This window comes from Gordonia jinghuaiqii, from assembly GCF_014041935.1.
Classification (GTDB): Bacteria; Actinomycetota; Actinomycetes; order Mycobacteriales; family Mycobacteriaceae; genus Gordonia; species Gordonia jinghuaiqii.
The window spans coordinates 4,795,843-4,820,690 of sequence record NZ_CP059491.1; the positions used below are offsets into that span (position 1 = coordinate 4,795,843).

Here is a 24,848-nt window from a genome sequence, read left to right on the forward strand (position 1 = left end):
CATCTCTGACACAGCCGACCACGCGGCCTGGAGCAGGACTCAGTCCTCCTCCAGGCCGTGTTCGATCACATACCGGGTCAACTCCACGCGATTGCCGAGCTGCAGTTTGCGGAGCGTGGCCTGGACGTGGTTCTCGACGGTACGGTGACTCAGGTCGAGGCGTCGCGCGATCTGCTTGGCGCTCAGGCCCTTCGCGACCAGACGCAAGACCTCGGTCTCCCGCTCGGTGAGCACGGGGATCTCAGGCGTGGAATCGGGTTGCAGCGACATCCGCCGGTACTCCCCGAGCACGAGGCCGGCGAGGCCGGGCGTGAACACCGCCTGCCCCTGCGCGGTTGCGCGCACCGCCGAGACGAGCTCCTCCCGCGAGGAGGACTTCACGAGATACCCACTGGCGCCGGCCTTCACGGCTTCGAGGACATCGTCGCGCTCCCCCGAGGCGGACAACACCAGGATGCGGGTACGCGGCGACACCTCGAGGACTGCGGCGGTCGCCTCGGTTCCGGTGCCATCGGGCAGTTGCATGTCCATCAGGACCACGTCGGGGGTGACCGCCGCAGCACGCCGGCCCGCACTGCCCACGCCGTCGGCGGTCGCGACAACGTCGAAACCCTCGTCCGTGAGATCCCTCGCGACCGCCTCGCGCCAGATCGGGTGGTCGTCGACCACCATGATCCGCAGACGCGGCTCACCCCGGTCTGCTGCGGCATCGTCCTGTGCGGCACCGTTGTGTGCGGTGCCATGTGTTGCGGCCACGTCGGGCTCCCTCAGCTCTCGTTCCTCGGGACGGTGAACTCCCACTCGGTGCCGCCGCCGGGCTCGGTGTCGAGCACCGCGGTCCCGCCCAGCGATTCGATCCGTCCCACAATGGATTTCGACACCCCGAGCCGACCCTGCGACTCGGCCTGCACCAGCCGGCCGTCTACGATGCCGACTCCGTCGTCGCGCACACTCACCACGACGGCGTCCCCCAGATCTTCCACCAGGACATAGGTCCGCGCACCGGGACCCGCATGATGACGCACGTTGTCGAGTGCGTTGCCGACCGCCGCGCGGATCTCCGAGCCCACCCGGGCGGCGACGGTCACCGGGGCCGCGGGCGCACTCACCGACACCTCGCCGTCGGCGAACTCGCGCAGCGACGCGGCGAGATCGACCGTGGCGGGCGCCGAACCGCTCCCGACACCGATCTCCTCGTCGGCGTCGGAGATGAGCCGGCGCAGAGCGCGCTCCTGTTCGGCGGCGAGTGCGGCCAGTTCGGCTGTGGAACCGCCGATCTCCCGACCGCGCCGGGCAATCAGGGCCAGCACCTGCAACACCCCGTCGTGAACCTCACGCGACAACCGTTCGCGCTCCTCGGCCGCCGCGGCGATGCGCGCGGCCTGCGAGATCTTCTCGTGTGCCCGGCGCGCGATCGCGGCGGCCAGACCGACCGCCATCCCGGCCGCGATGATCACGATGATCGTCGCGTTGCGCCCGAAGTCGAGGTCGAATGCGCCCTTCACGAAGGTGCTCGTCCCGCCGACGATCAGGCCTGCCACGATCCCACCGACCGGTCCCGCGAGAATCGCGACCGAGATGACGGCGTTGGTGGCCCAGAGCGTGGTGGGCCACGTCTGGTTGTGCCAGGCCCACTCCGCCCCGGCGACATAGGAAGTCGAGAGCATGAGGCCGCACACCACGACGACCTCGATGCTCACCCAGTACCTGTTACGGGCGAACCCCACGAAGTACCCGATTCCGCACACCAGCGTCCACGCCGACAGCGCCCCGAAGAGCAGCCAGGCCACAGCGCCGCGGTCGAGGTCGGGGTTGATCGCGATCTGGAACCCGAGGGCGTAGAGGAACGACAGGAGTCGGAAGATCTGCGCGGCACGCCACAGGGGCCCGACGGGGTCGTCGTCGATGAGTTCGTCGCCCATGGCCGAGGACGGCCGGTCCTTGCCGCCCGCCTGCCGTGCTCGCGTAAGTGATCGCGAAAGCTCCGGTCCGGTCACGTTCCGCCGCCGATGTCCCGCTGTTCCGCGTCCCCCGGCGCCGTGTCCCCGTCCACCGACCGTTCGACGACGGCTTCGGCTGCGGCGTCGGGGTCGCGGGTGTCCCAGGTCGGCGGGGCCGGCTCTGCGACCGAGCCCCCGACCGCTGATCGGTCGTTCCGGTCCTCGCCCTCGGCGCCGGGGCCACGGCTGTCGTCACCCTCCCCGTCGCGGCCCTCCCCGTCGTGTCGCTCACCGTCGCGACTGTTGAGCTGTCGGATCGCGGTGTTGAGGAAGGCGATGAGGGGGACGGCCAGCAGTCCGCCGATGATGCCCGCCGACACGAGGCCCGCGGCGATGCCGAGCACCACCGCGACCGGATGCAACCGAACCGAACGACCGAGCAGGAATGGTTGCAGCACATGGCTTTCCAGCTGCATGACACCGACCACGATCGCCAGTGCCACGACTGCTGCGATCCAGCCCTGGGTGACGAGTGCGACGAGCACCGCCAGCGAACCGGTCAGCAGGGCACCGACGATCGGGATGAACGCACCGAGGAAGACCAGAGACGCCAGTGGAAGCGCGAGCGGCACCTGCAGGATCGCCAGCCCGATGCCGATGCCGCAGGCGTCGACGAAGGCCACCACGACGGTGGCGCGCACGTAGCCGACGAGGGTGCCGAAACCGGCGATCCCGGCCCGCCACACCTTCTCGCGGCTGCTCTCGGGCACGACGTTGACCGAGAATCGCCAGATCTGGCCGCCGCCGTAGAGGAAGAAGATCAACAGGAAGATCATCAGGAGAGCGCCGGTGACGATCTCACTCGCGGTGGTCGCGGTGGCGAGGGCGCCGCTGGTCACCCGCTCCTGGTTGCGCTGCAAGAAGTCCAGCGAATCGGTGCCGAGGTTGCGCACCTGATCGGGGTCGAGACCGAGCGGGCCGTCGACGAGCCAGTCCCGGCCCCGTTCGATGGTCACCCGAACCTTGTCTGCGAGTTCGGGGACACCACGGATGAATTCGCGGACCACGAACGTCATGACGCCCGCGAGAAGCCCGACCGCCAGGACGATGCTGATGATGACCGCCAACGCGCGGGGCACGCCGCGGCGGTCCATCACGTCGACCGCCGGCACCAGCATGGCCGCGATCAGAGTCGCCAGCGCCACCGGCACGAGGACTTCCTCGAACTCGACGAACACGCGGGTGGCGACGTAGGCGACGGCGGCGATGAGCAGCAGACGCCAGCTCCATTCGGCCGCGGCACGCACCTGCGGGTGGACTTTGGCCCGGTCGATGGACGCGAGGTCTGGGGCTTGGCGCGGCCCGTCGCCCCTCTCGGCTTCGCTCACGTCAGCAACACTAGACTCAGCCGCCGCGGACCGGGCCCGTCCCGGACGGGGGTGGTCATGAGCAAGGCTGCCCTGCCTTAGGGTGGCACCTATGTCGTCAGAGGGTGTTGACTCGCCGGGGGGCGCGACAGCCCAGCCGGCCATGCGCCCTCGCTTCTGGTGGGTGCGCTGGGTACTCATCGCCGTCGTGCTGACCATCCTGACCGTCGAGGTCGTGCTGATCTGGCCCGAATTGAAGGGCGCCTGGCTCCGGATCGGCGACATCCAGTGGGGTTGGGTCGCCGCCTGCCTGGTCGCCGCCATGTTGTCGATGGACAGTTTCGCCCAGGTCCAGCGCGCTCTTCTGCGCTCGGCGGGTGTTCGGGTCACGCAGTGGAAGTCGCTGTCGGTCATCCTCGCCGCCAACTCGTTGAGTCAGACCATGCCCGGCGGCCAGGTGCTGGCGCCCGCGTTCACCTACCGCGAGACACGCAAGTGGGGTGCGACCCCGGTCGTCGCGTCGTGGCAGGTGGTGATGTCCGGCCTGCTCGCCGGCGTCGGGCTCGCGGTGCTCGGTTTCGGAGGCGCGCTGCTGGCCGGCGCGAAGACCAGCCCGTTCTCGGTCGTGTTCTCGGTGGCCGGATTCCTCGCCGTCGCGGTGGTCCTGCAGTACCTGGCGAGCCACCCCGAGTCGCTGAAGAGCACGGGTATTCGCGTTCTCGGCTGGAGCAACCAGCTCCGCAACAAGCCCGACCAGCACGGCGCCACGCGTCTCCTCGAGACCCTCGAACAGCTCCGTGCGGTGCAGCTGACCAAGCGCGACACCTCGGTGGCCTTCGGATGGAGCCTGTTCAACTGGGTCGCCGACGTCGCGTGCCTGATGTTCGCGTGCTGGGCGGTCGATGCCCATCCGAGCATCTCCGGGCTGATGGTCGCCTACGCGGCGGGTAAGGCCGTCGGGTCGGCGATCCCGTTGCTCCCCGGCGGCATCGGCGTCGTCGACGCGGTCCTCGTGCCCGCGCTCACCAGTGCCGGCATGCCCGCGGCCGACGCGATCACCGCCGTCCTCATCTACCGGTTCATCAGCTATGTGATCGTCTCGGCGATCGGGTGGGTGGTCATCGCCATCATGTTCCGGTCGACGTTCAAGCGCGACGAGACCTTCGTCGACGAGATCGAACGCGACACCGAACAGTCACCGGTGGGAGCCGACGGCGGTCCGAACGGCCCGGGGCCGGCACCCCCGCCCGCGGAGTCCGCCGCCGCCGAGCACCCGACCGAGGCCGCCCTTCCGCCCGCCTCGCCGCTCGACAGCTCCCCACTCGACGAGCTGCGCCGGAATCCGCCGGTGGGGGGATCGACACGGAGGACCGACACCGATCCTCCGTCGGACCCGGTACGGTAGTCCACCATGCTCAGCTCGAAGATGTCCCGGGGCCCCGACACGGCCGACGCCGGGACCTCTCCCGCGAAGGGGAGAGCCACGGGGCCGGTCGCTGCCCTGTTCGACGCGGTGGCGATCACGGTGTTCGTGCTCATCGGCCGGGCCAGCCATGAGGAGGGCTACGCCCCGGCCTCGGTGCTCCACACCTTGTGGCCGTTCCTCATCGGGTGTGCGGCGGGCTGGTCGATCACCTACGTGTACGCGCACGTCCGCTCGAGCGACTTCTTCGGCCACGACTTCCGGCCCGACCGCGTGGTGCCGGTGGGGATCGTCGTGTGGTTCTGCACGGTGACCGTGGCGATGATCCTGCGCTTCATCCTCGCCCAGGGCGTGGCGGTCAGCTTCATCATCGTCGCGACGCTGGTCCTCGCGCTCTTCCTGCTGGGTTGGCGCGCGGTGTTCGCCGTGCTGGGGCGCCGCGCCGCGGCGTGACGCCCCACGATTCGGCTACTTGATGGTGAAGTACTTCTGGGCCACCTGCAGCGCCGCGGTCCCCGACTTGGGTCCCTCGGTGTAGATCACGACGACCTGTCCGCCCTGCAGGCCGACGAACCAGCCCGGCCCCTCGGGTCCGTTCGTCCCGACCAGAGCCCGCAGTCCGGGTGCGCGGGTGAGATCGCTCGCGTCGCCGGTGGCGGCGGTTGCGGTCATCGCCTGCTGGACCGGCCCGACGAGCGCCGGGTCGAGACCACCGAGATCACCGCCGACGACCTTGGTCGGCACACCCTTGAGCACGAACGGCGGAACCGACGTCGGCTGTCCGGACGCACTGCGTGCCATCGCCACGCCGAACGCGGCCATGTTCGCCATCGACATCTGGCCCTGGCCCGGGCGGAAGTCGATGGTCGCGATTCCGGGACGGCCGGGGGTGGGGACGCTCGCGCCGGGCACGGTGAACTGCACGCCGAGGCCCAGTCGGTCGAGTAGTTCATCGCCGCGTGCGGGTTGCTGCCCTGCCACCCGCCCGACCGCGTCGAAGACCGGGTTGAGCGTCGAACCGACCGGATAGGGCTGGTCGATGTCGATGCCGCGCTCGACGGCGTAGGTGTTCTGCGCCATGCCGAGGATGGCGCCGCTCTGCGCGTCGAGGGTGAGGATCGTCGCCGGTTGTCCGACCTCGACCGCCGCGTCGCCCAGTGTCAGCTGAACGTTCTGGTCGACGGTGGTGTGCACGTCGGGTCCCGGAGGTCCCTGTTGTCCGGCGAGGCGCCGCGGTGCGCTCCCGGGGCCGACCATCTCGACCTGCCAGCCCGCGGTGGCGTCTCGGATGGCCTGCCAGTAGTTGGTGAGTCCGGCCTCGAGCGGCGAGTTGAGCCGACGGTCGGCCATCACCAGCTGGTCGGTGCGGTTGACCGTGACACCGGGAACGCGCGCCGGGTCGCCGGCGAGGACCTCCATGTCGGAGTTGCGCAGGGTCACCGCGGTGATGGGTTTACCCGGGGTCGCGGAGAGCTGCTCGCTGATGACCTGCGGTGTGATCAGCGGTGCGATCGGTGCGATGACACCGACCAGTGCACGCGTCGACGCGGCGACATCGGCGGTCTTGGACGGATCGAAGACGATCTCGTTGACCGGCTGCAGATACATGAAGACACGTCCGCTGCGGCTGCGGACCGACGGCGCGGGTGTGGCGTCGGTGCGGACCTGACGCAGGTTGCCACCGGCGGGAAGACCGGCGTGGAGGATCGCCGGGTCCCAGGTCACCTTCCAGCCGGACGACAGCTTGCGGGCGGTGCCGCCGCTGCTCGCCTCGTAGACGCGGCCCTTGTCCCAGTTCCACGTCGTCGTCACCGAGAACGTCGCGGTTCCGTCGCTGTATTCGACCGGATTCTCGACGTCGACGTCGACGCGTTGAGCCGACATCTGTTTCAAAGTGGTGGTGAGGAGGTTGCCGGCCTGTCCCGGCGCAGTGGTGAGCGCGGCCGCACTGCCGGCGTCTTGCCGACTGAGTGCGGAGGCGAATGCGTCGATGGCGGCGGCGGCCCCGGTGTCCGACGATCCGGTGAACCCGCAGGAGCTCACCACGACGGCGCACGTGACCGCGGCACAAGCGGCGGTGGTTGCTCGCTTGACCCAGATCTTCATGATTACAATTTTCACTCTTGTCACACCCGAAATCGATGCCGCCAGCTTCCATTCGGGGATCAAGCCGGTCACGAACTCATCTCGCCGACGGGACCTTTGGCGCACCGTGGCGTGCATGATCGCCGTCCTGCGCCGGCAGGGCCGGGCCGCTCGCCCCCGGGTGACTCAGCTTGCCGGACTGCGATGATGAACGCATGGCTTTCACGGTGATCCGAGGTGACGATCGCGCAGTCACCACGACCGACTGGCTGTGTTCGCGGCACAGCTTCTCCTTCGGCGACCACTACGACCCGTCGAACACTCATTTCGGCGCGCTGCTGGCGATCAACGACGAGCAGGTCGCACCCGGCGAGGGGTTCGATCTCCACGCCCATCAGGAGAGCGAGATCGTCACCTGGGTGGTCGCGGGGACCCTGGTCCACCGCGACTCGGCCGGGCACACCGGAGTCCTCTACCCGGGGCTGGTGCAACGGATGAGCGCCGGTGGCGGCGTCGAACATTCCGAACGCAACGATCCGTGGCCCGACCGCCCCGGGTCGGGCGCCGAACCGGTCCGCTACATCCAGATGTGGCTGATGCCCGACCGGCACGGACTGGAGCCGTCGTACGCCCAGGCCGACATCGGTGACCGGCTCGCGGGCGGCGGGCTGGTCGCGGTCGCCTCCGGCGATCCCGACGTCGACGCGGCGATCTCGATCGCCAACGCCGGGGCGACTCTGTATGCCGCGCGGTTGCGGCCCGGCGACAGCGTCGAGGTACCCGCGGCCCACTTCACTCACGTGTTCGTCGTCGACGGCGCGGTCGACGCAGGCGTCGACGACGCACTCACAACACTGGACGGTGGTGACGCGATCCGCGCGGTGGAGGCGGGCCCGGTGAACCTGACGTCCGGGGCCGGCGCCGAGGTACTGGTCTGGACCATGGCCACCGGCCTGGGCGGTCGCTAGCCGGGCCGGGCTGCCCCGGGATTCACGCCGAGGGCCGGTGGCCGTCGAACCCGTCATCGAGTTGACGCGCCATCTGCGCGTACCCCTCCTGCACCGAGGGGTAGCGCGGCCGCCAGCCGCTCGCCGACCGAAACCGCTTGTTGGACACTCGCAGCGATCGGGTCAGATCCACCGGTCACCGGAATCGACGTAGACCATGGCGACCGACTCCTGGAGCACACGAGGTACGTCGGCGGCTACGGCCGCGGCGACCAGTGCAGGCACCGCATACCCCCCGATGGCCCCTGTCCCGCCGGTCACGAACACCCGCATGCGTGCGAGCGTAACCGCAGACTTCCTAGCGGCGGGGGTGGATCACGTGGGTCCAGCCACCGTCGGATCGCCTCGGGATGCCGGCGCTAGGTTGTCTCGTCGGGCACGGGGGCGGCGAGGCTCTGCGTGTGCTCGTGCTGGTACCGCGCGTGGTCTGATGTCTGCTTGAGGATCTCGTCGGGGCGATCGCCGCCGGCCAGATCTCGATGAGGTACGAGTCGATGTCGGAGCCGGTGTCGGCCTCGGCGGCCGCGTCCATGTTCGTGGCGCTATAGCGAACGCGATACGTTCCACGGGTGAGGGGTAACTCCACCCCGGGCTGTCCCGAGCTCCAACCGCTGAGCACCAGCGGAGAACCCACGGTCAGCGGCGCCTCCACGATCTCATCGGCCTCGCTGATCCACGCGCCGGTCCAACCGAACAAAGGCGTCGTCGAAGATCTCGTCGAGAGCAACCGACACCACCGAGAGCTCGTCGGCACCGTCGGTCCACTTCAGCGCCAGCCCCGTCGCGTCGTCGAGAACGAACGTCTCCACACCCGCCGGCCGACGTTGTCGCGCAACTGTGCTCGCACGGTCCGCCCGACCGTTCCGCGATTTCTCGCCCGCAGTTCACGCCACAACGGAATACTCACGGGACGCACCTTATCCACAGGATCAGCGTCAGGTTACGAATCCCGAAGGCGGCGGGTCGGTCTCGGCGCTACTGCGCCGACCGCGACATCGCGTGCAGGTCCTTGGCCGTCGGCGACTTCTCCACCGTCTCCGGGTCCGGGTAGGTCCTCAGCAACCGGTCGGCGGTGCCCGCCGTGGTGACGGTGAACCAGTAGTGCTCGTTGCGGTAGTGGTGGAATCGGTGGTTGCGCCACAGCGACTTGTAGAGACGGTGCCGTGGACGGTAGTCGGTGTGGATCAGGTAGTGGGTCCACTCGTAGGTGAGTCCGATCATCGCCAGGACCACCATGAAGGTGAGTCCGCGTTCCGGACTCGCGAACACGAGCAGGCCGATACCGACCGCGGCCACGACGATCGGTGCCAGCACCTGCCACGGGATGAAGATGAGCGGGATGTCACGCGGATCCTGATGGTGCTCACGGTGTTTGCGCGACACCAGCGGGTCGATGGTGACCGGCCCGAGTCGCTTCGGGCGCCAGTGCAGGACGAACACGTGGATCAACCACTCCACCAACGGGAAACTCGCCACCATGACCGCCGGGACGAGCAGATCCGCAAACCCCCAGTCGCCCAGCCACACCCGCGCCGTCAGGGCGATCGCCAGGAAACCGGCCATGATCCATGGCGACGGGTGGCGGAGGAACTCCGCGAATGCCCCGCGCAGCGTCAACGACGGGCGTGACCGTATGCGGCGTTCCTCGGCGGCCACCCGCCTGCGTGCTGTGGTGTCGATGTCGTCGGCTGCCATCAGGTCGTCTCCCCCGGGTCTCGTTCTTCGGCTTCCAATACGTCGCAGAGTGCGAGCAGAGCTGTCGTCGCGGGCGTGATGAGAGCCTGGGCGGCGGCCTCGGCATGCTCGGGCCGGTGTGCTGCGATGGCGTCGACGACGGCGCGGTAGCCGTCGATGTTGCCCACCTCCGGCTCCAGGACCGCGGCCAGCGCGGGTACCGCGGGTTCGTACGCGGCGCGCAGCGAGTTGTACATGAGCCGGAAGGCGATCGAGTCGGCGGCGTCGATGACCAGGCTCCAGAATTCGAGGGCCACCACCTGCTGGCCGATGGGGTCCGGTTCGGCGGCCAGGTCGTCGAGCGTCGCTCGCAATGCGGCGATGTTCTCGGGCCCGGCCCGTCGCGCGGCGAGGTCGGCCACCTTCGGGCCGACCGCGGCCCGCGCCTCGATGATCGACCGCGCGACACCGGGCACGAGAGAACCGCCCCGGATCAGCAGCCGCGGCAACAGGTCGAGGCCACCGGATCGAGCGAGGTCTCGGACCCGCGCTCCCTCGCCCTGCCGGATCGTCACCAGACCGGCGGCCGCCACCCGCTTCAGCGCTTCCCGCACCGTCGGCCGGGACACCCCCAGCATCTGGGCCAGGTCGCGCTCGCTCGGCAGCTTCTGGCCGACGGCCAGCTCTCCCGACAGCACTCCCTCGACGATCTGCGCGAAGACGTCCTCGGGGACGCTTCGCTGGGTGATCGGCTCGAAGGTCATTCTGTGACCGTAGTCACGGAATCGTCAGTGGTCAAGTGGTCTTACCAATTTACTCGCGCGTCGCCGACCGATGCCGACGCCGGAATCATTGCGCCCAGGAGTGGTTGGACCGACCATGAGCGATGAGACCCTCACCACGCTGACCGACGACGACCGTGACTTCCTACGACGCCCACTGCATGGCTTCTTCTCGACTGCGAGCGGCCCGGTCCCGCCACAACCCCGACCGGTCTGGTTCGAGGCCACCGCCGACGGGACGATCCAGCTCTTCACCGCCCCCGACTCGCTGAAGGTGCGGCGGCTCGCCGAGGACCCCCGATCGTCGCTCGTCGTCGCCGCACCCGCCGGTGAGCGCGAACGATGGATCTCGGTGTCCGGTAGCACCACGGTGGAACAAGGCCTCGACGCCGCACACAACCTGGCCGCGCGGCTCGCGGCCCGCTACTGGGACCTCGACGATCCCGCTCGCGCCGCGGACCTCGCCGAGATCCTGGCCGACGACCAGGTCCGCGTGGTCCTCCATCCGGAGCAGATCCGGCGGTTCACCTTCTGATCTGGCCCTGACCAGCACATTCAGCTGCGATCGGCATCACATATCGTGGTGGCGGGCACCGCGGAATAGTTCCGCAGGAGGTACGGTTGTACAGCGTGACGGTGTCCGGCTCAATGCCCCCGGGCCTCAACTCATCTGCCGCTTCGAGCGGCCACTCGCCGAGAGGCGCGTCGAGGCGGACCCGTCGTGCACCATGCGAACGCCGCCACCGGACACCGGTGGCGGCGTTCGTGTGTCTGCCCGAGCCGACCGGGCCGGGTCAGTGCGCCTGGTCGAGCAGACGCAGCCACACCTCGCTGACCGTCGGATACGACGGCACGGCATGCCAGAGCCGGTCGAGCGGGACCTGTCCGACGATCGCGACCGTCGCCGAGTGGACGAGCTCGCCGGTCTGGGCGCCGACGAAGGTCGCCCCCAGCAGGACACCGCGTGCGTCGTCGACGACGAGCTTCGCGTGCCCGGAGTAGTCCGGTCCCAGGAGGTACGACCCGGCCACCGAGATGTCGGATTCGAGTACGCGTACCTCCAGTCCCCGGTCGCGGGCCTGCGCCTCGGTCAGTCCCACCGCCGCCATCTCGGGCCGGGTGAACACCACCTGCGGCACCGCGTCGTGGTCGGAGGATGCAAAGTACCGCGCGTCGTCGATGTCCCCATTCCCCGCCCGCGCGGCAATCACCTTCCCCGCCACGCGTGCCTGGTATTTCCCCATGTGCGTCAACGCGACTCGGCCGTTGACATCGCCGACCGCATACAGCCAGGGATGGTCCGGCACCGTCAGCTGGTCGTCGACCCCGATCGGCCCCTTGTCCTCGAGACCGATCGAGGACAAGCCGAGATCGGCTGTCGCAGGGGACCTCCCGGCCGCCACCAGGATCTCGTCGACCGTCAGTTCGGCACCGTCGTCGAACACTACCCGCGCAGACCCACCGTGGATTCGTCCGTATCCGGTGTCGGCGGCATCGGGCCGGTCCACCGACGACAGCGTCGTGGAGAAACGGGTGTCGACGCCCCGTTCGGCCAGCCCCGCCGCGACGCGCTCGGACACGAACGGCTCGGTCTTCGGCAGCAACCGGTCGCCGCGGACGGCCATCGTCACCGTCGCGCCCAGGTCGCACAGCCAGGTCGCCGCCTCACAGGCCACCACTCCGCCGCCGACGATGAGCAGACTGCCCGGGACGTCGACGATGTTGGTGGCGTCCCGTGACGTCCACGGCAGTGCCTCGCGCAGACCGGGATTGGGCGGGATGGTCGCGACACTTCCCGTCGCGATCACCACCGCCTGCCGCGCGTGCACCAGTTGCTCGCCCACCCGCACCTGCCGCGGTCCGTCGAGTCGGACATGTCCGCGCAGGACGTCGATTCCCGCGCCCGTCGCCCACTCGACCTGCGAGGAGTCATCTCGCGAACTGGTGACCGTGTTCCGCCACGCCAGCAGCGCATCGCGGTCCGGCCGGGCGTCGGTGACCCGTTCGGCGGCACCGGGAAGGGCGCGGACGGCCTCCAGCGCGGCCCCCGGCCCCAACAGTGCCTTGCTCGGCATACATGCCCAGTAGGAGCATTCCCCTCCGACCAGCTCGTGTTCGACGATGACCGCGGTGCGATCACTGCCCCGTATCGCATAGTCGGCGGCGTTCTCGCCCACCGGCCCGCCGCCGATCACGACGACGTCATAGCTGACCTGATCGTTCATCGACCCAGCCTAGGACGGGAAAGCCGGCGACTCGCCGAGAAGCGGCGACGCCGGGATTGCGCCTGCGGCGGACGCGGGGAGACGAATCGCGATTCCGGTGACAGGATGGAGCGCGTGACTGCATCGCATACCGACCTCAACTCCGGACTGGACCTCGAGTGGGTCGACGATTCCGTCCGCATCCAGGACGATCTGTTCACCCACGTCAACGGCAAGTGGCTCCGGTCGCACGTCATCCCCGACGACCGCTCCGTCGACGGCGCCTTCCACGTACTGCGCGACAACTCCGAGGAGAACGTGCGCGACATCATCACCGAGTGCGCGGCGTCGAGCCCGGTGAGCGGTTCGGACGAACAGAAGATCGGCGATCTGTACGCGTCGTTCATGGACACCGACCACATCGAGGCCCTCGGAATCGGGCCGATCACCGGCGAACTGGAGAAGATCGCCGCCATCGACTCCGTCGACGCGTTCGCCCGACGCATCGGACGGTTGCAGCGACACGGCACCGGCGGCCTGTTCGGTTACTACGTCGACACCGACGCCAAGCAGTCCGACCGCTATCTCGTGCACATCACGCAGTCCGGTCTCGGGTTGCCCGATGAGTCCTACTACCGAGAGGACAAGCACGCCTCGACGCGGACGGCCTACGTCGCACATGTGGAGCGGATGTTCGCACTCGCCGGCTTCGACGATGCCGCAGCGCGTGCCGCGACCATCCTCGACCTCGAGACCGCGATCGCCGCCGAGCACTGGGATGTCGTACGACGCCGCGACGCCGAGCTCACCTACAACCTCATGTCGCTGGACGAATTCACTTCCGCTGCAGCCGGATTCCCGATCGGTGAGTGGTTCGGCGGATTGGGCACCACCGGCGACACGACGTTCGCCGAGGTCGTCGTGGCGCAGCCGTCCTTCGTCTCCGGCGTCGCCGCGCTCCTCACCTCCCGCCCGCTGGAGGAGTGGAAGACCTGGCTGACGTGGCGTCTGCTGCGCGCCGCTGCGGCGTACCTGTCGTCGCCGTTCGTCGACGAGAGTTTCGACTTCTACGGCCGCACTCTCACCGGTGCGGAAGCCAACCGCGACCGCTGGAAGCGCGGCGTCGGTTTCGTCGAAGGTGCGATGGGCTTCGCGGTCGGCAAACTCTATGTGGCCAAGCATTTCCCGCCCGAGGCCAAGGCCCGGATGGACGAGCTGATCGCCAACCTGGTGGAGGCCTACCGCCGCAACATCTCCGACCTGCCGTGGATGACGCCCGCCACGCGGGAGAAGGCGCTGATCAAGCTCGGCAAGTTCACCCCGAAGATCGGGTACCCGGCCAAGTGGCGTGACTACGGTGCCCTGAGTGTCGATCGTGGCGACCTGATCGGGAACGTCGCTCGCGCTTCGTCATTCGAGCAGGATCGCGAGTTCGCGAAGATCGGCGGCCCGGTCGATCACGACGAGTGGTTCATGACGCCGCAGACGGTCAACGCCTACTACAACCCCGGAATGAACGAGATCGTCTTCCCCGCCGCGATCCTGCAGCCGCCGTTCTTCGACCCCGACGCCGACGACGCCGTCAACTACGGTGGCATCGGTGCGGTCATCGGACACGAGATCGGGCACGGCTTCGACGACCAGGGCGCCAAGTACGACGGCGACGGCAACCTGGTGGACTGGTGGACCGACACCGACCGTGCCGAGTTCTCCTCGCGCACACGCAAGCTCATCGACCAGTACGGAGAGTTCACCCCGACCGGACTCGATCCCGAATACAAGGTCAACGGGGAGTTCACGATCGGTGAGAACATCGGCGACCTCGGCGGACTGTCGATCGGGCTCGTCGCCTACCAGATCTCGAACGAGGGCGGCGCGAACGGGACCGATTCTCCAGGTCAGGAGCCGCCGGTCATCGACGGCCTGACCGGTGTCCAGCGCGTGTTCTTCAGCTGGGCACAGATCTGGCGCACCAAGACCCGTGACGCCGAGGCGATCCGGCGCCTGTCGATCGATCCGCATTCGCCGCCGGAGTTCCGCTGCAACGGCGTCGTGCGCAACATGGACGCGTTCTACGAGGCCTTCGATGTGAAGCCCGGTGACGCCCTGTATCTCGAAGAGGCACAACGCGTCCGGATCTGGTGACCGAGATGTCCGACGCCGGCCGCGAATCCACCCAACCGGAACCGCAGCCGGCGTCGGGCACGGCGCAGCTGGGGCTGGCCGGGGGCAGAGACCTCACCCTCGCCCTACTCCGCCCCATCGGCGCGGCGATCGTACTGCTCAGCGGCTACTTCCTGCTGCCCATCAACAAGGCGAATGACGCCAACTACCTCGGGTTGCTGATCGGCGGCCTTCTGTTGACGTCGTTCTGCGTGTGGGAGGTTCGCAGGTTCGCCCGCTCCAACCGTCCGGTGGCGACCGCCATGGAGATGCTGGTGGCGCTGGCGAGCTTCTACGTCGTCGCGTTCGCCACCACGTACTTCCTCTTCTCCGAGTACGACACGGGCAGCTTCAACGCAGGCCTCACCCGCGTCGACGCTCTCTACTTCTGCCTCACCGTCTTCACCACAACGGGTTTCGGCGACATCGCACCGGACTCGCAGGGCGCGCGCATCGCGGTGTCGATCCAGATGGCGAGCACCCTGGTGCTCCTCGGTCTCGGACTGCGGTTCCTCAACCTGCTGATCACCCAGCGACGCCAGGCCACCGGAGGGTGACCTGGCGTCATCGGTCGTCCCCGGCCGATCGGCCGGGGAGTCGAGGGAGCGCTCAGTAGTCGTCGTCGCCGTAGACGATCATGCCGCGGATGTTGTTGCCCGCCAGCATGTCGTCGTAGGCCTCGTTGATCTGGTCGAGCCGGTAGGTGTTGGTGACCAGATCGCTGAGATTGAGCTTGCCCGCGCGGTATTCGTTGAGCAGCGCCGGGACCTGGGTGCGCGGGCTCGCGCCACCGAAGATCGCGCCCTGGACCCGCTTCTGCATCAGCGTCAGGTCGAACAGGTTCATCTGCGCGTCCATCGAGGCGAAGTTGCCCATACCCACGACGACGACCTGCCCGCCCTTGCCGGTCAGTGCCAGCGCGGGGGCGATCATCGAACCGTCGATCTCGCCGACGGTCAGGATGGTGGTGTTGGCCATCTTGCCCCAGGTGATGTCGCCGATGGACTCCAGCGCCGCTTCCATGGACGCGAAGGTGTGTGTCGCACCGAGCTTTTCGGCCATCTGGAGCTTGAAGGGCACCGGGTCGACGGCGATGACGTGGCGTGCGCCCGCAGCCGCGGCCCCCTGGACCGAGTTGATGCCGACACCACCGATGCCGACCACGACCACCGTGTCACCGGCATGCGTGCCGCCGATCTCCACGGCCGAGCCCCAACCGGTTGCGACACCGCAGCCGAGGAGCGCGGCGGCCTGCAGGGGGATGTCGTCCTCGATCTTGACCAGTGAGGCCTGATTGACGGTGATGTATGGCGCGAACGTACCCAGCATGCACATCTGCACCAGCGGTTGCCCGTCGGAGGTGTGCGCCCGGTGCGTGTCGTCGGAGATCGACAGTCCGGTCAGCAGCCGCGCACCCTCGTCGCAGATGTTCTGCTGACCGCGCGAACACGGCTCACAGGTTCCGCAGGCGGGTATGAACGCGGTGACGACGTGGTCGCCTTCCTTGAGGCGGGTCACGCCCGGGCCCACCTTGGTCACCACGCCGGCGCCCTCGTGCCCGCCGAGCACGGGCATCGGCGCCGGGCTGTCACCGGTGCGCAGATGATGGTCGGAGTGGCACAGACCCGAGCTCACGAGCTTGACCTGAACCTCACCCGCGACCGGATCACCGAGTTCGAACTCCTCGATCTTCCAGTCTTCGCCCGGATTCCGCAGAACTGCACCCTTGGTCTTCACATGTGCTCCCTTGCTCGTGCCACCCCGATCCCGGGGCGCTAAATATCGCCATCTGCTAATGCGATGTATGTCACATGTTGGTGGACCGGGCCGGTCCCGCGCAGCCGATTCGCATGATCCACGTCACCCGTTTGCCGGCGGGCCATCCGTCCGGGCGAGGGCACCGAATCTGCCCACATGCAGCCACCGTCTTCCCGCCCCTCGCCCGTACGCGGACCTGCAGCGTGCAACGATGAGGGCATGCCGGACAAGACCGTTTCGAGTCCCCGTCCCACTCACAAGCTGCGCTGGCTGATCCCGGCGCTCCTGCTGCTCGGCTGGCTGATCGTCGGCGGTGTGACCGGACCGTTCGCCGGCAAACTGGCGAGCGTCGCGAGCAACGACAACAGCACCTTCCTGCCGGCATCCGCCGAGTCGACGCAGGTCCAGAAGCTGCTCGCCGAGTTCCAGGACACCGACGAGATCCCGGCGATCGTCATCGCCGAGCGGTCCGGCGGCATCACGCCCGGCGATCTCGAGTTCCTCAGCACCACCACCTCATCGCTGACCGGGAAGCCCGGCTTCGGCGCGGCGGCCTCGCCGCCGATCCCCTCCGAGGACGGTCAGGCGGCGCAGCTGTTCCTGCCGATCTCCACCGAGGGTGAGCCCGCCGACACCGTCGAGGTGTTGCGCGAGGCCCTGGCCGACCCGCCGTCGGGGCTGACCGTCGCGGTCACCGGCCCCGCCGGCCAGGTCGCCGACCTCGGCGAGGCCTTCGCCGGCATCGACGGCCTGCTGCTGCTCGTGGCCGGCACCGTGGTGATCCTGATCCTGATCGTCGTCTACCGCAGTCCGATCCTGCCGTTCGTGGTCCTGATCTCCGCGGTGTTCGCACTCGGTCTCGCCTCGGGCCTGGTCTACTTCCTCACCAAACAGGGCATCCTCGACCTCAACGGGCAGAGCCAGGGCATCCTGTTCATCCTGGTTTTCGGCGCCGCCACGGATTACGCGCTGCTACTCGTCTCCAGATATCGAGAAGAGCTGATAGCCGCCGAGGACAAATACGCGGCCATCACACAGGCCTGGCGCGCGACGATCGAACCGGTCGCCGCTTCGGCGGGTACGGTCATCGCCGGCGTCCTGTGCCTGCTGCTGTCCGATCTGAACTCCAACAAGAGCCTGGGCCCGGTGGCCGCCATCGGCATCGTCGCGTCGTTCCTGGCGTCGATGACGTTCCTGCCCGCGGCCCTGGCGCTGCTCGGCCGCACTGCGTTCTGGCCGCTGAAGCCCAAGTACGCGCCCGACGCCTCGGCCGACGGCGGCGCCACCCACCGGCTGTGGAAGCGCATCGCCGACCGCGTGGCCGCCAGGCCTCGCGCCATCTGGGCGGGCACGCTGATCCTGCTGCTCATCGGCGCCGCCTTCGCGCCCATGTTCAAGGCCGACGGTATCGCCTCGACCGACTTCTTCATGGGCACCGTCGAATCCGTCGAGGGCGCCGAGATCCAAGCCGAACACTTCGACGCGGGCAGTGGCGCGCCCACCTACATCATCACCGATCAGGGCAACGCCACCGCGGTGCTCGAGAAGGTCCGGTCCACCGATGGTGTCGCCTCGGCCGAGGTGCTCACCGAGGGCGACAACCCGGTCGTGCACGACGGGAAGGTCGCGATCACCGCGACTCTCACCGACAACGCCGACTCGCTGGCCGCCCAGGACACGGTCACCGACATCCGAAACGCGGTCGGTGACGTCCCGGACGCCGACGCCATCGTCGGCGGCACCACCGCCATCGACCTCGACACCCGCGAGACGTCGATCCACGACCGCAACCTGATCATCCCGATCGTCCTGATCGTGGTCTTCGTGATCCTCGTGGCACTGCTGCGCAGCATCGTCGCGCCCGCCATCCTGCTCGCCACGACGGTGCTGTCGTTCGCGACGACCCTGGGCGTCGCAGCATTGTTGTTCAACGGTCCGTTCGGCTTCCCCGGAGCCGATCCGGTGGTTCCGCTGTTCGCCTTCGTCTTCCTCGTCGCGCTCGGGATCGACTACAACATCTTCCTGATGACTCGCGTACGGGAGGAGGCGTTGCGGCACGGGACCCGCCTGGGCATGATCCGGGGCCTCACCGCCACGGGCGGCGTCATCACCTCGGCCGGTGTCGTGCTCGCCGCGACCTTCGCCGCGCTCGCGGTCATCCCGCTGCTGTTCCTGGCACAGGTGGCGTTCCTCGTCGCCTTCGGCGTCCTCATCGACACGCTGATCGTGCGGACACTGCTGGTACCGGCCCTCACCCTCGACATCGGCAAGCGGATCTGGTGGCCGAGCGCACTCGCCAGATCCGACCCGTCGCCGGTAAATGGCTCTGCGACAACGGAGTTGGCCGATTCCACGACTGCCCAACCTGGAAAGGGTTAGCGTCGGGGTATTCCCACTTCCCGAGTGTCTGGCTGGTGATCCCATGACTGTGATCGAACACAAAGCAGAAGGCCGCCAGGACTTCTCGTCGTTGCGACAAGGCGGTCTCAACTGGGACTCATTTCCGTTGCGGCTCTTCATCAAAGGCAACTCCCGCTTCTGGGACCCGATGGCCATCGACTTCTCCCAGGACGCGCAGGACTGGGTGGAGCTCACCGACGAACAGCGGCGCAGCGCCACCTATCTCGTGAGTCAGTTCATCGCCGGCGAGGAGGCGGTGACCCAGGACATCCAGCCGTTCATGAAGGCGATGGCCTCCGAGGGCCGGTTCGGCGACGAGATGTACCTCTCGCAGTTCTGCTTCGAAGAGGCCAAACACACTCAGGTGTTCCGCATGTGGATGGACGCCGTCGGCCTCACCGGCGACCTGCAGTCGTTCGTCGCCGAGAATCCCTTCTATCGTCGGCTCTTCTACGAGGAGCTCCCCGCGTCGCTGCACGCCCTCGATCACGACCCGTCGCCGCGGAGGCAGATCCGCGCCAGCGTCACCTACAACCACGTCATCGAGGGCAGCCTCGCGCTGACCGGCTATCACGCCTGGCAGAAGGTCTGCACCCGTTACGGCATCTTCCCCGGCATGCAGAAGCTCATCCGGTTCATCGGTGACGACGAGCGCCGCCACATGGCGTGGGGTACCTTCACGTGCCGTCGGCATGTGGCAGCCGACGACTCGCTCTGGGACGCCGTCGGCGAACGCATGAACGAGCTGCTCCCGCTGGCACTGGGCATGATCGACTGGGTCGACCAGCAGTTCGACGAACAGCCCTTCGGCCTCGACAACGACGAGTTCCTCGCCTACGCCGCCGACCGCGCCAACCGTCGGCTCTCGGCGATCGAATCGGCCCGCGGACGCCCGGTCGCCGAGATCGACCTCGACTATTCGCCCGAGGTCCTCGAGGAAGAGTTCGGCGCGGACGACGCGGTCAGGTTGCAGACCTGAACTGAGCCCGCCGCTGGTTGAGCAGGTGAGGAGCGAAGCGACGAGCCGTGTCGAAACCACCTGGTGACTCGACACCGCAGGCCATCACGCCCTGTTCGCGTCGAGGTCGACGAGCCGCGAACTCCGTGCTTCCACCAGCCGGCGGTTGTGGCTGACCAGCACCATCCCGGCGCCGTCGTCGACCATGTCCTGAAGCAGTGCGATCACCCCGCGCGCGGAGACGGGGTCGAGCATGGCGATCGGTTCGTCGCACAACACGAATCGAGGGGCCTGCACCACCAGCCGGCCGAGGCACGCGCGTTGCAGCTGGCCGTCGCTGACCTGTGCCGGGTAGCGGTCGAGGAGCGCGGGGTCGAGTCCCACCTTCCGCGCGACCGAGCCCACGTCACAGGTACGTCGCGAGATGGCGGCCGGCTCGGCAACGATTCGCCGCAGAGTCCAGCGAGGGTTGGTGACCAGTCGCGGGTGCTGGGCGAGCAGGCCGATGTCCCCGGCCGCCCGACGATTCCCGGGTGGCCGACATCCCTGCCGGTCGACGCTGCCCGCGGCCGGCGGGACGAGTCCGGCGAGGATGCGCAGCAGCGTCGTCTTGCCACTGCCCGATCGTCCGACGACACCGGTGATGGACCCCGACTCCACCGATACGTCGAGGCCGGCGAACACCTCGGTCTCGCCGTATCGCGCGCTCAGCCCGGTGCCCACCAGGGCGCCGGAGCCGAGGATGCGACCGGTTTCGGAGGTCGTCACGACGCCTCCAGGAAGAACTCGGCGACGTAGGGATCGTCGGACCGGAGGATGTCGGCCGGTTCGCGGTGTTCGACGATCCGTCCGGCGCGCATCACCGCGATCGAGTGGCACCCCCGGCGCAACGCCGCGATGTCATGGGTGATGACGAGCACGGCGGCGCCGTTGCCCGCCGACTCGGCGAGGAGGTCCCAGATCCCGGCGGCGAGGTCGGGGTCGAGTGCGGAGGTGGGCTCGTCGGCGACGATCACCTCCGGGTCGCCGGCCATCGCGGCAGCGATCGCAGCCCGCTGGGCCATGCCGCCGGAGAGTTCGTGCGGAAACAGATCCAGCGCCGAGGGATCGAGGTGAACCCGACGGCACAGCCGGGCAGCGTCGTGGGGACCGTCGAGGGTCGCGATGACCTCGTCGAGCTGGGAGCCGAGGGTGCGCACCGGCGTGAACGACGACGCGGCCGACTGCGGCACGAGGCCGACGCGGTGCCCGCGCAGGGCGGCCCAGCGGCGGCCGCTCCCGTCGAGCTCGTCACCGGTGAGCGCCGCCTCGCCGATCGTCACCGTGCCGAGCGCCGTCGCCCCCGGAGGGAGCAGCCCGCAGAGCGCCGAGGCGACCATCGACTTCCCGCAACCCGATTCGCCGACCAGCGCGGTCATCGTTTCGGCAGGGAGATCGACGGTGATGTCGTCGAGTACCCGCACGGCGCTTCGCCTCCACCGCTGCCGGATGTCGATGTCGACGGTCAGGTGCTCGACCTGCGCGCCGTTCATCGCCACACCTCCCCCGCCGGCGGGAGCGATACCCGCCGTAGCGACGACGCCGCCGCAGCGCACGCGAGCGCGGTGATCATCAGTGCGACACCCGGAACGACGAGCGTCCACCAGGCTCCGGTGAGGACGTCGCCACGTGCCTGACCGAGCAGCGTGCCGAGGCTCGCCTCGTCCGGCGAGAGTCCCACACCCAGGAACGACAGGGTCGTCTCATGCCAGACCGCATGCGGGAGAAGCACTGTCAACGCGACCAGAACCTGTCCGCTCACCGCGGGCAGGAGGTGGCGGGTGGCGATGAACGTGCGGGAGGCGCCGGCCAGCCGGGCAGACTCCACCCAACCAGCCGAGGTTGCCTCGAGGAGTTCGGCACGCACGACGCGGGCGACGGCGGGCCAGTGCGTGAGTGCGATGGAGGCGATGATCGCGACAGGTTCGCCGCGCCACATCGCCGCGATCACCACACCGACGACGAGGTGCGGTAGTGCATTGACACCATCGACGACGCGCATCACGATCGCGTCGGCCCAACCGCCCACGGTGACCGACGCGAGGCCGATGACCACGCCCAGCGCTGTTGCGAGCAGGGCACACGCGATCGCGATGAGCAGGGAGATGCGGAGACCCTCGGCGGTGCGGACGCCCAGGTCGTACCCGGAGTGGTCGGTGCCCAGCAGCGCCTCACCACCGGGCGCCCGCAACGACTTCGAGAAATCGGCGGTCTGGTCGCCGGCCAGCAGCGGCCAGCCGATCGCGATCAGTGCGACCGCTCCGAGCACGACCCAGGGCGCGATCATCTTCACGCGGAACGCGATGACGACGCGGCGACTCTCTGTCGCTGCGTCCGGTGACGGCCTGGTCGGTGGCGGCGTGGTCGGTGGTGCGGCGACGTCTCGTCGCAGGATGGTCACGCGCGCAGCCCGATCCGCGGGTCGATCCAGACGGCTGCGCCATCGGCGAGCGCCGAGCCGACGAGCACGAGGATCGCCGACCCGACGGCGAGTGCAGCCAGCAACGAGAAATCCAGTGCCACTGCCGACTCGACGAGCGCCTGGGCGAGACCGGGCCATCCGAAGACGGTCTCGACGATCGCGGCGCCGGCGATGAGTTCGGGGAGTCGGGTGCCGAGCAGTGCCAGTGTCGGCAACACCGACACGGGCGCGATGTGCCCACGCAGCAGCGCCCACCCGCCGATGCCGCGCGCCCGGGCCGCACGCACTGCATCGGAGGCGGAGGCGTCGACGACCGCCGACCGCATGGTCAGCAGCAGCCACGGGATCATCGAGATCGTGAGCGCCAGGTACGGCAGCACGCCATGGGTGACCAGGCCGCCGATCGAATAGTCCTCGCCGGGGCGCCGGGCGCCCGAGGTCGGGAACATCCCCATACCCACCGCGAAGACGCTGACCAGGACCAGCGACACCACGAAGGGCGGGGTGGCGGCCAGCAGCGCGGCCATCGCGGTGCACGCGCGGTCGAGCAGACCGCCACGGCGCATGCCGATGACAGCACCCAGGACGATCGCGATCAACGCTGCGGTGACCAACGCGGCCAACGACATCGCGAATGTGAACGGCATCCGCTCGACGATCACGTCGGCGACCGGGTCCTTGAGCGTCGACGACCAGCCCAGGTCGCCGTGGAGCACCGCGCCCCACCAGTCCCACCACGCGTGCAGCCAGTGCTGGTCGAGATCGTAGGCCTCGGTCACCGCATCACGCTGGGACTGCGTGGCGTTCTGGTAGTTGTCGCCGAGGTGTGCGGTCAGCGGATCGAACGGCGACGCCGCGGCCACCGCGAAGATACCCAGCGACACCAGGATCGTCGTCGGGATCATCAGCGCGATCCGGCGCAGGAGGAGCCGTCCGGTCGCCCGCAACCGCGAACGACGGCGGTCGTGCGGGCTCCGCGCGCCGGTGCCGGTGACCGGCGGCGTGGTGGTCCCAGACGCGGTGACCCCAGGCGTGACGACCGCGGTCATGACTTCGGTTGCCATGACGGGAGATTCCACCACGGCCCCCACGTGACACCGTGTGAATGGGGTTCCAGGATCGGGGCGTCGTGTTGCCATCCGGCACTGCGCGCGGCGTAGGTGTGGTGCAGGAAGGCGAGGAACACATACGACGGCTGCTCGGCGTAGATCTGCTGGATCCGCCGGTACCGCTCGTCGTTCTCCGGCCCGGGTGCGGATTCGCGCGCCTCGTCGAGAAGGGCGTCGAGGCCGGGTGCGGTGAAGTTCCCCGGATTGGAGTACGGCGACGAATCGGCCACGCGCGTGTGGAGAGTGTCGTAGACCTGTGAATCGATGCTGTACGGCGTCGCACCGCCGCCGAGGAGCACACCGGCGGTGGTCATCTTGGTCTCGATCTCGTCCCAGCTGGTCCCCCGGGTCAACGCCTCGACACCGATCTTCTTCATCTCGGCCGCGAACGCCACCGCGAGGTCGCGACGCAGGGTGTCCTGAGCGTTGTAGAGCAGCGGGAACGATGCGCGGTCGGCACCGCGGGTGCGGATGCCGTCGGGTCCGGTTCGCCATCCGGCGGCGTCGAGCGCCGCGCCCGCCGCGGTCGTGTCGTAGGCGAACTGGGTCTGCTCGTCGTAGACGGCGTCGCCGTACACCGAGGCGATCGGGGTGCTGGCCGCCTCGCCCTTACCGCTGAGCACATCGTCGACGACGGCCTGGCGGTCCACACCGAGGTTCATCGCGCGCCGAGCCGCCGGGTCTGCGGTGAACGCGTTGGCGCTCGGCAACGAGATGCCCCGCCAGTCCGCGGATTTCACCGCGACGACGTCGATTCCCGCCCTCCCGGTGAGGCTGTCGGCGAGGCGCGGGGGCAGCGCCGCCCCGTCGATCTCGCCGGCCCCGATCCGTTGCGCCCTGGTGTTGTCGTCGGGCACGTAGGTGTAGACGATCCGGTTCACCGAAGGTGCGGTGCCCCAATAGTTCTCGCGGGCAACGAGTATCGCCTGATCCGGCTCGAGAGTGTCGAGGCGGTAGGCGCCGGTGCCGACCGGTGCGGTGTTGAGTGACCATTCGGCGGCCGGAGCCGCCTGCACCTCCTCCGACGGCACGATCCCGAGCAGCAGGTACGGCGACGGGTCGGCGTCGGTGTCCATCCGGACCGTGATCGCCTCGGGCCCATCGGCTTCGATGTCGACGATCGGCGCGAAGTCGGTCGAGATCTCCGACGCCACCTGCGGGTCGACGACAGCACGGTAGGTGGCTATGACATCGGCGGCGTCGAAGCTGCTGCCGTCGGAAAAGGTGACCCCGCTCCGCAGTGGCACCCGCCAGGTCCGCGGCGCGGTGCGCTCGGGCGTTGCGGCGGCGAGTGCGGGCACCAGGTCGGGTACGCGGTCGTCTCCGTCGGCGGCCGGGATGAGCAGGCCGTCGTAGATCGGTGAGACACCGAGCTGGGCATAGCCGAGCATCGGGTTGAAGGCGCCGAGTTCCTGACCTTCGCCGAGCACGATCTGGTCGGTGGCCGTGGCGGAGTCCGACGAGGAGCATCCCGCCGCGGCGGACACCACCAGCAGGACCATCGCTCCGGTGAGCGC

Annotated in this window: 23 protein-coding genes; 8 read left to right on the forward strand and 15 right to left on the reverse strand. The window is 68.7% G+C overall.

Annotation, left to right across the window (positions count from 1 at the left end):
- Positions 1-39 precede the first annotated feature (39 nt).
- From H1R19_RS21315 to H1R19_RS21325, 3 genes are all read right to left on the reverse strand, one after another.
- A complete protein-coding gene (locus H1R19_RS21315; RefSeq protein ID WP_188328530.1) occupies positions 40-672 on the reverse strand; it encodes a response regulator in 633 nt (210 codons plus the stop codon).
- A gap of 95 nt (positions 673-767) precedes the next feature.
- Positions 768-1,922 (reverse strand): MacS family sensor histidine kinase, encoded by a 1,155-nt coding sequence (gene macS / locus H1R19_RS21320; protein ID WP_188328284.1) that lies wholly within the window; start codon positions 1,920-1,922, stop codon positions 768-770.
- 71 nt (positions 1,923-1,993) lie between these two features.
- A complete protein-coding gene (locus H1R19_RS21325) occupies positions 1,994-3,328 on the reverse strand; it encodes an AI-2E family transporter (RefSeq protein ID WP_188328285.1) in 1,335 nt (444 codons plus the stop codon).
- A 142-nt stretch (positions 3,329-3,470) separates the two neighbouring features.
- On the opposite strand from H1R19_RS21325, the gene H1R19_RS21330 reads away from it, so the two are divergent.
- Together H1R19_RS21330 and H1R19_RS21335 are read left to right on the forward strand one after the other, a co-directional pair.
- Positions 3,471-4,712, forward strand: a complete 1,242-nt coding sequence (locus tag H1R19_RS21330; protein ID WP_244970789.1) for a lysylphosphatidylglycerol synthase transmembrane domain-containing protein — start codon at positions 3,471-3,473, stop codon at positions 4,710-4,712.
- Between the two features lie 6 nt (positions 4,713-4,718).
- Positions 4,719-5,183 (forward strand): DUF3054 domain-containing protein, encoded by a 465-nt coding sequence (locus H1R19_RS21335; RefSeq protein ID WP_223204797.1) that lies wholly within the window; start codon positions 4,719-4,721, stop codon positions 5,181-5,183.
- 15 nt (positions 5,184-5,198) lie between these two features.
- Here H1R19_RS21335 and H1R19_RS21340 read toward each other — a convergent pair whose 3' ends face one another.
- Entirely contained in the window at positions 5,199-6,836 is a 1,638-nt protein-coding gene (locus tag H1R19_RS21340) for an NTF2-like N-terminal transpeptidase domain-containing protein (RefSeq protein WP_219850099.1), read from the reverse strand.
- Between the two features lie 194 nt (positions 6,837-7,030).
- Between H1R19_RS21340 and H1R19_RS21345 the strand changes: the two genes are divergently transcribed.
- The gene (locus H1R19_RS21345; RefSeq protein WP_219850100.1) at positions 7,031-7,783 is read left to right on the forward strand and encodes a pirin family protein; all 753 of its coding nucleotides are present in this window, start codon (positions 7,031-7,033) and stop codon (positions 7,781-7,783) included.
- 162 nt (positions 7,784-7,945) lie between these two features.
- Here H1R19_RS21345 and H1R19_RS21350 read toward each other — a convergent pair whose 3' ends face one another.
- From H1R19_RS21350 to H1R19_RS21365, 4 genes are all read right to left on the reverse strand, one after another.
- Positions 7,946-8,095 carry a hypothetical protein gene (locus H1R19_RS21350; RefSeq protein WP_219850101.1) on the reverse strand — a complete coding sequence of 50 codons (150 nt, stop codon included), beginning with the start codon at positions 8,093-8,095 and terminating at the stop codon, positions 7,946-7,948.
- 383 nt (positions 8,096-8,478) lie between these two features.
- A complete protein-coding gene (locus H1R19_RS21355) occupies positions 8,479-8,631 on the reverse strand; it encodes a hypothetical protein (RefSeq protein WP_219850102.1) in 153 nt (50 codons plus the stop codon).
- A gap of 166 nt (positions 8,632-8,797) precedes the next feature.
- Entirely contained in the window at positions 8,798-9,517 is a 720-nt protein-coding gene (locus tag H1R19_RS21360; RefSeq protein WP_188328291.1) for a sterol desaturase family protein, read from the reverse strand.
- Positions 9,517-10,260, reverse strand: a complete 744-nt coding sequence (locus H1R19_RS21365; protein ID WP_188328292.1) for a FadR/GntR family transcriptional regulator — start codon at positions 10,258-10,260, stop codon at positions 9,517-9,519. The genes H1R19_RS21360 and H1R19_RS21365 overlap by 1 nt, the downstream gene beginning before the upstream one ends.
- Before the next feature lie 115 nt (positions 10,261-10,375).
- Between H1R19_RS21365 and H1R19_RS21370 the strand changes: the two genes are divergently transcribed.
- Positions 10,376-10,813, forward strand: a complete 438-nt coding sequence (locus H1R19_RS21370; RefSeq protein WP_219850103.1) for a pyridoxamine 5'-phosphate oxidase family protein — start codon at positions 10,376-10,378, stop codon at positions 10,811-10,813.
- 259 nt (positions 10,814-11,072) lie between these two features.
- Here the strand turns inward: H1R19_RS21370 and H1R19_RS21375 are convergent, their stop codons facing one another.
- Complete coding sequence (locus H1R19_RS21375; protein WP_219850104.1) at positions 11,073-12,503, reverse strand: dihydrolipoyl dehydrogenase family protein; 1,431 nt, start codon at positions 12,501-12,503, stop codon at positions 11,073-11,075.
- Positions 12,504-12,608: 105 nt separating this feature from the next.
- On the opposite strand from H1R19_RS21375, the gene H1R19_RS21380 reads away from it, so the two are divergent.
- Positions 12,609-14,627, forward strand: a complete 2,019-nt coding sequence (locus tag H1R19_RS21380; RefSeq protein ID WP_219850105.1) for a M13 family metallopeptidase — start codon at positions 12,609-12,611, stop codon at positions 14,625-14,627.
- A 5-nt stretch (positions 14,628-14,632) separates the two neighbouring features.
- On the forward strand, positions 14,633-15,202 hold the full coding sequence (locus H1R19_RS21385; RefSeq protein WP_219851837.1) for a potassium channel family protein: 570 nt from the start codon (positions 14,633-14,635) through the stop codon (positions 15,200-15,202).
- 52 nt (positions 15,203-15,254) lie between these two features.
- Here H1R19_RS21385 and H1R19_RS21390 read toward each other — a convergent pair whose 3' ends face one another.
- Positions 15,255-16,382 (reverse strand): NDMA-dependent alcohol dehydrogenase, encoded by a 1,128-nt coding sequence (locus H1R19_RS21390; protein ID WP_188328296.1) that lies wholly within the window; start codon positions 16,380-16,382, stop codon positions 15,255-15,257.
- 240 nt (positions 16,383-16,622) lie between these two features.
- Here H1R19_RS21390 and H1R19_RS21395 point away from each other — a divergent pair, with 240 nt between their 5' ends.
- Both H1R19_RS21395 and H1R19_RS21400 read left to right on the forward strand, forming a co-directional pair.
- On the forward strand, positions 16,623-18,782 hold the full coding sequence (locus H1R19_RS21395) for an MMPL family transporter (RefSeq protein WP_219850106.1): 2,160 nt from the start codon (positions 16,623-16,625) through the stop codon (positions 18,780-18,782).
- Between the two features lie 43 nt (positions 18,783-18,825).
- Positions 18,826-19,782 (forward strand): R2-like ligand-binding oxidase, encoded by a 957-nt coding sequence (locus tag H1R19_RS21400; RefSeq protein WP_219850107.1) that lies wholly within the window; start codon positions 18,826-18,828, stop codon positions 19,780-19,782.
- An 84-nt stretch (positions 19,783-19,866) separates the two neighbouring features.
- On the opposite strand, the gene H1R19_RS21405 is transcribed toward H1R19_RS21400, so the two are convergent.
- The 5 genes from H1R19_RS21405 to H1R19_RS21425 form a co-directional block, all read right to left on the reverse strand.
- The gene (locus H1R19_RS21405; protein WP_244970790.1) at positions 19,867-20,529 is read right to left on the reverse strand and encodes an ABC transporter ATP-binding protein; all 663 of its coding nucleotides are present in this window, start codon (positions 20,527-20,529) and stop codon (positions 19,867-19,869) included.
- Positions 20,526-21,293, reverse strand: coding sequence for an ATP-binding cassette domain-containing protein (locus tag H1R19_RS21410; protein WP_219850108.1), 768 nt, complete (start codon positions 21,291-21,293; stop codon positions 20,526-20,528). Before H1R19_RS21410 ends, H1R19_RS21405 begins: the two co-directional genes overlap by 4 nt.
- Positions 21,290-22,087: an ABC transporter permease gene (locus H1R19_RS21415; RefSeq protein WP_188328535.1), complete on the reverse strand. Its 798-nt coding sequence runs from the start codon at positions 22,085-22,087 to the stop codon at positions 21,290-21,292. The genes H1R19_RS21410 and H1R19_RS21415 overlap by 4 nt, the downstream gene beginning before the upstream one ends.
- Positions 22,088-22,197: 110 nt before the next feature.
- The gene (locus tag H1R19_RS21420; protein ID WP_219850109.1) at positions 22,198-23,286 is read right to left on the reverse strand and encodes an ABC transporter permease; all 1,089 of its coding nucleotides are present in this window, start codon (positions 23,284-23,286) and stop codon (positions 22,198-22,200) included.
- A complete protein-coding gene (locus H1R19_RS21425; protein ID WP_244971018.1) occupies positions 23,268-24,833 on the reverse strand; it encodes an ABC transporter substrate-binding protein in 1,566 nt (521 codons plus the stop codon). Before H1R19_RS21425 ends, H1R19_RS21420 begins: the two co-directional genes overlap by 19 nt.
- Between the last annotated feature and the right edge of the window lie 15 nt (positions 24,834-24,848).

Coding starts and splice junctions, on each gene's coding strand:
- H1R19_RS21315 (WP_188328530.1), bottom strand. CDS start 672: ATGGTGGTCGACGACCACCCGATCTGGCGCGAGGCGGTCGCGAGGGAT.
- macS (WP_188328284.1), bottom strand. CDS start 1,922: ATGGGCGACGAACTCATCGACGACGACCCCGTCGGGCCCCTGTGGCGT.
- H1R19_RS21330 (WP_244970789.1), top strand. CDS start 3,471: ATGCGCCCTCGCTTCTGGTGGGTGCGCTGGGTACTCATCGCCGTCGTG.
- H1R19_RS21335 (WP_223204797.1), top strand. CDS start 4,719: ATGCTCAGCTCGAAGATGTCCCGGGGCCCCGACACGGCCGACGCCGGG.
- H1R19_RS21340 (WP_219850099.1), bottom strand. CDS start 6,836: ATGAAGATCTGGGTCAAGCGAGCAACCACCGCCGCTTGTGCCGCGGTC.
- H1R19_RS21345 (WP_219850100.1), top strand. CDS start 7,031: ATGGCTTTCACGGTGATCCGAGGTGACGATCGCGCAGTCACCACGACC.
- H1R19_RS21350 (WP_219850101.1), bottom strand. CDS start 8,095: ATGCGGGTGTTCGTGACCGGCGGGACAGGGGCCATCGGGGGGTATGCG.
- H1R19_RS21360 (WP_188328291.1), bottom strand. CDS start 9,517: ATGGCAGCCGACGACATCGACACCACAGCACGCAGGCGGGTGGCCGCC.
- H1R19_RS21365 (WP_188328292.1), bottom strand. CDS start 10,260: ATGACCTTCGAGCCGATCACCCAGCGAAGCGTCCCCGAGGACGTCTTC.
- H1R19_RS21370 (WP_219850103.1), top strand. CDS start 10,376: ATGAGCGATGAGACCCTCACCACGCTGACCGACGACGACCGTGACTTC.
- H1R19_RS21375 (WP_219850104.1), bottom strand. CDS start 12,503: ATGAACGATCAGGTCAGCTATGACGTCGTCGTGATCGGCGGCGGGCCG.
- H1R19_RS21380 (WP_219850105.1), top strand. CDS start 12,609: ATGGAGCGCGTGACTGCATCGCATACCGACCTCAACTCCGGACTGGAC.
- H1R19_RS21385 (WP_219851837.1), top strand. CDS start 14,633: ATGTCCGACGCCGGCCGCGAATCCACCCAACCGGAACCGCAGCCGGCG.
- H1R19_RS21395 (WP_219850106.1), top strand. CDS start 16,623: ATGCCGGACAAGACCGTTTCGAGTCCCCGTCCCACTCACAAGCTGCGC.
- H1R19_RS21400 (WP_219850107.1), top strand. CDS start 18,826: ATGACTGTGATCGAACACAAAGCAGAAGGCCGCCAGGACTTCTCGTCG.
- H1R19_RS21410 (WP_219850108.1), bottom strand. CDS start 21,293: ATGAACGGCGCGCAGGTCGAGCACCTGACCGTCGACATCGACATCCGG.
- H1R19_RS21415 (WP_188328535.1), bottom strand. CDS start 22,087: ATGATCGCGCCCTGGGTCGTGCTCGGAGCGGTCGCACTGATCGCGATC.
- H1R19_RS21420 (WP_219850109.1), bottom strand. CDS start 23,286: ATGGCAACCGAAGTCATGACCGCGGTCGTCACGCCTGGGGTCACCGCG.
- H1R19_RS21425 (WP_244971018.1), bottom strand. CDS start 24,833: ATGGTCCTGCTGGTGGTGTCCGCCGCGGCGGGATGCTCCTCGTCGGAC.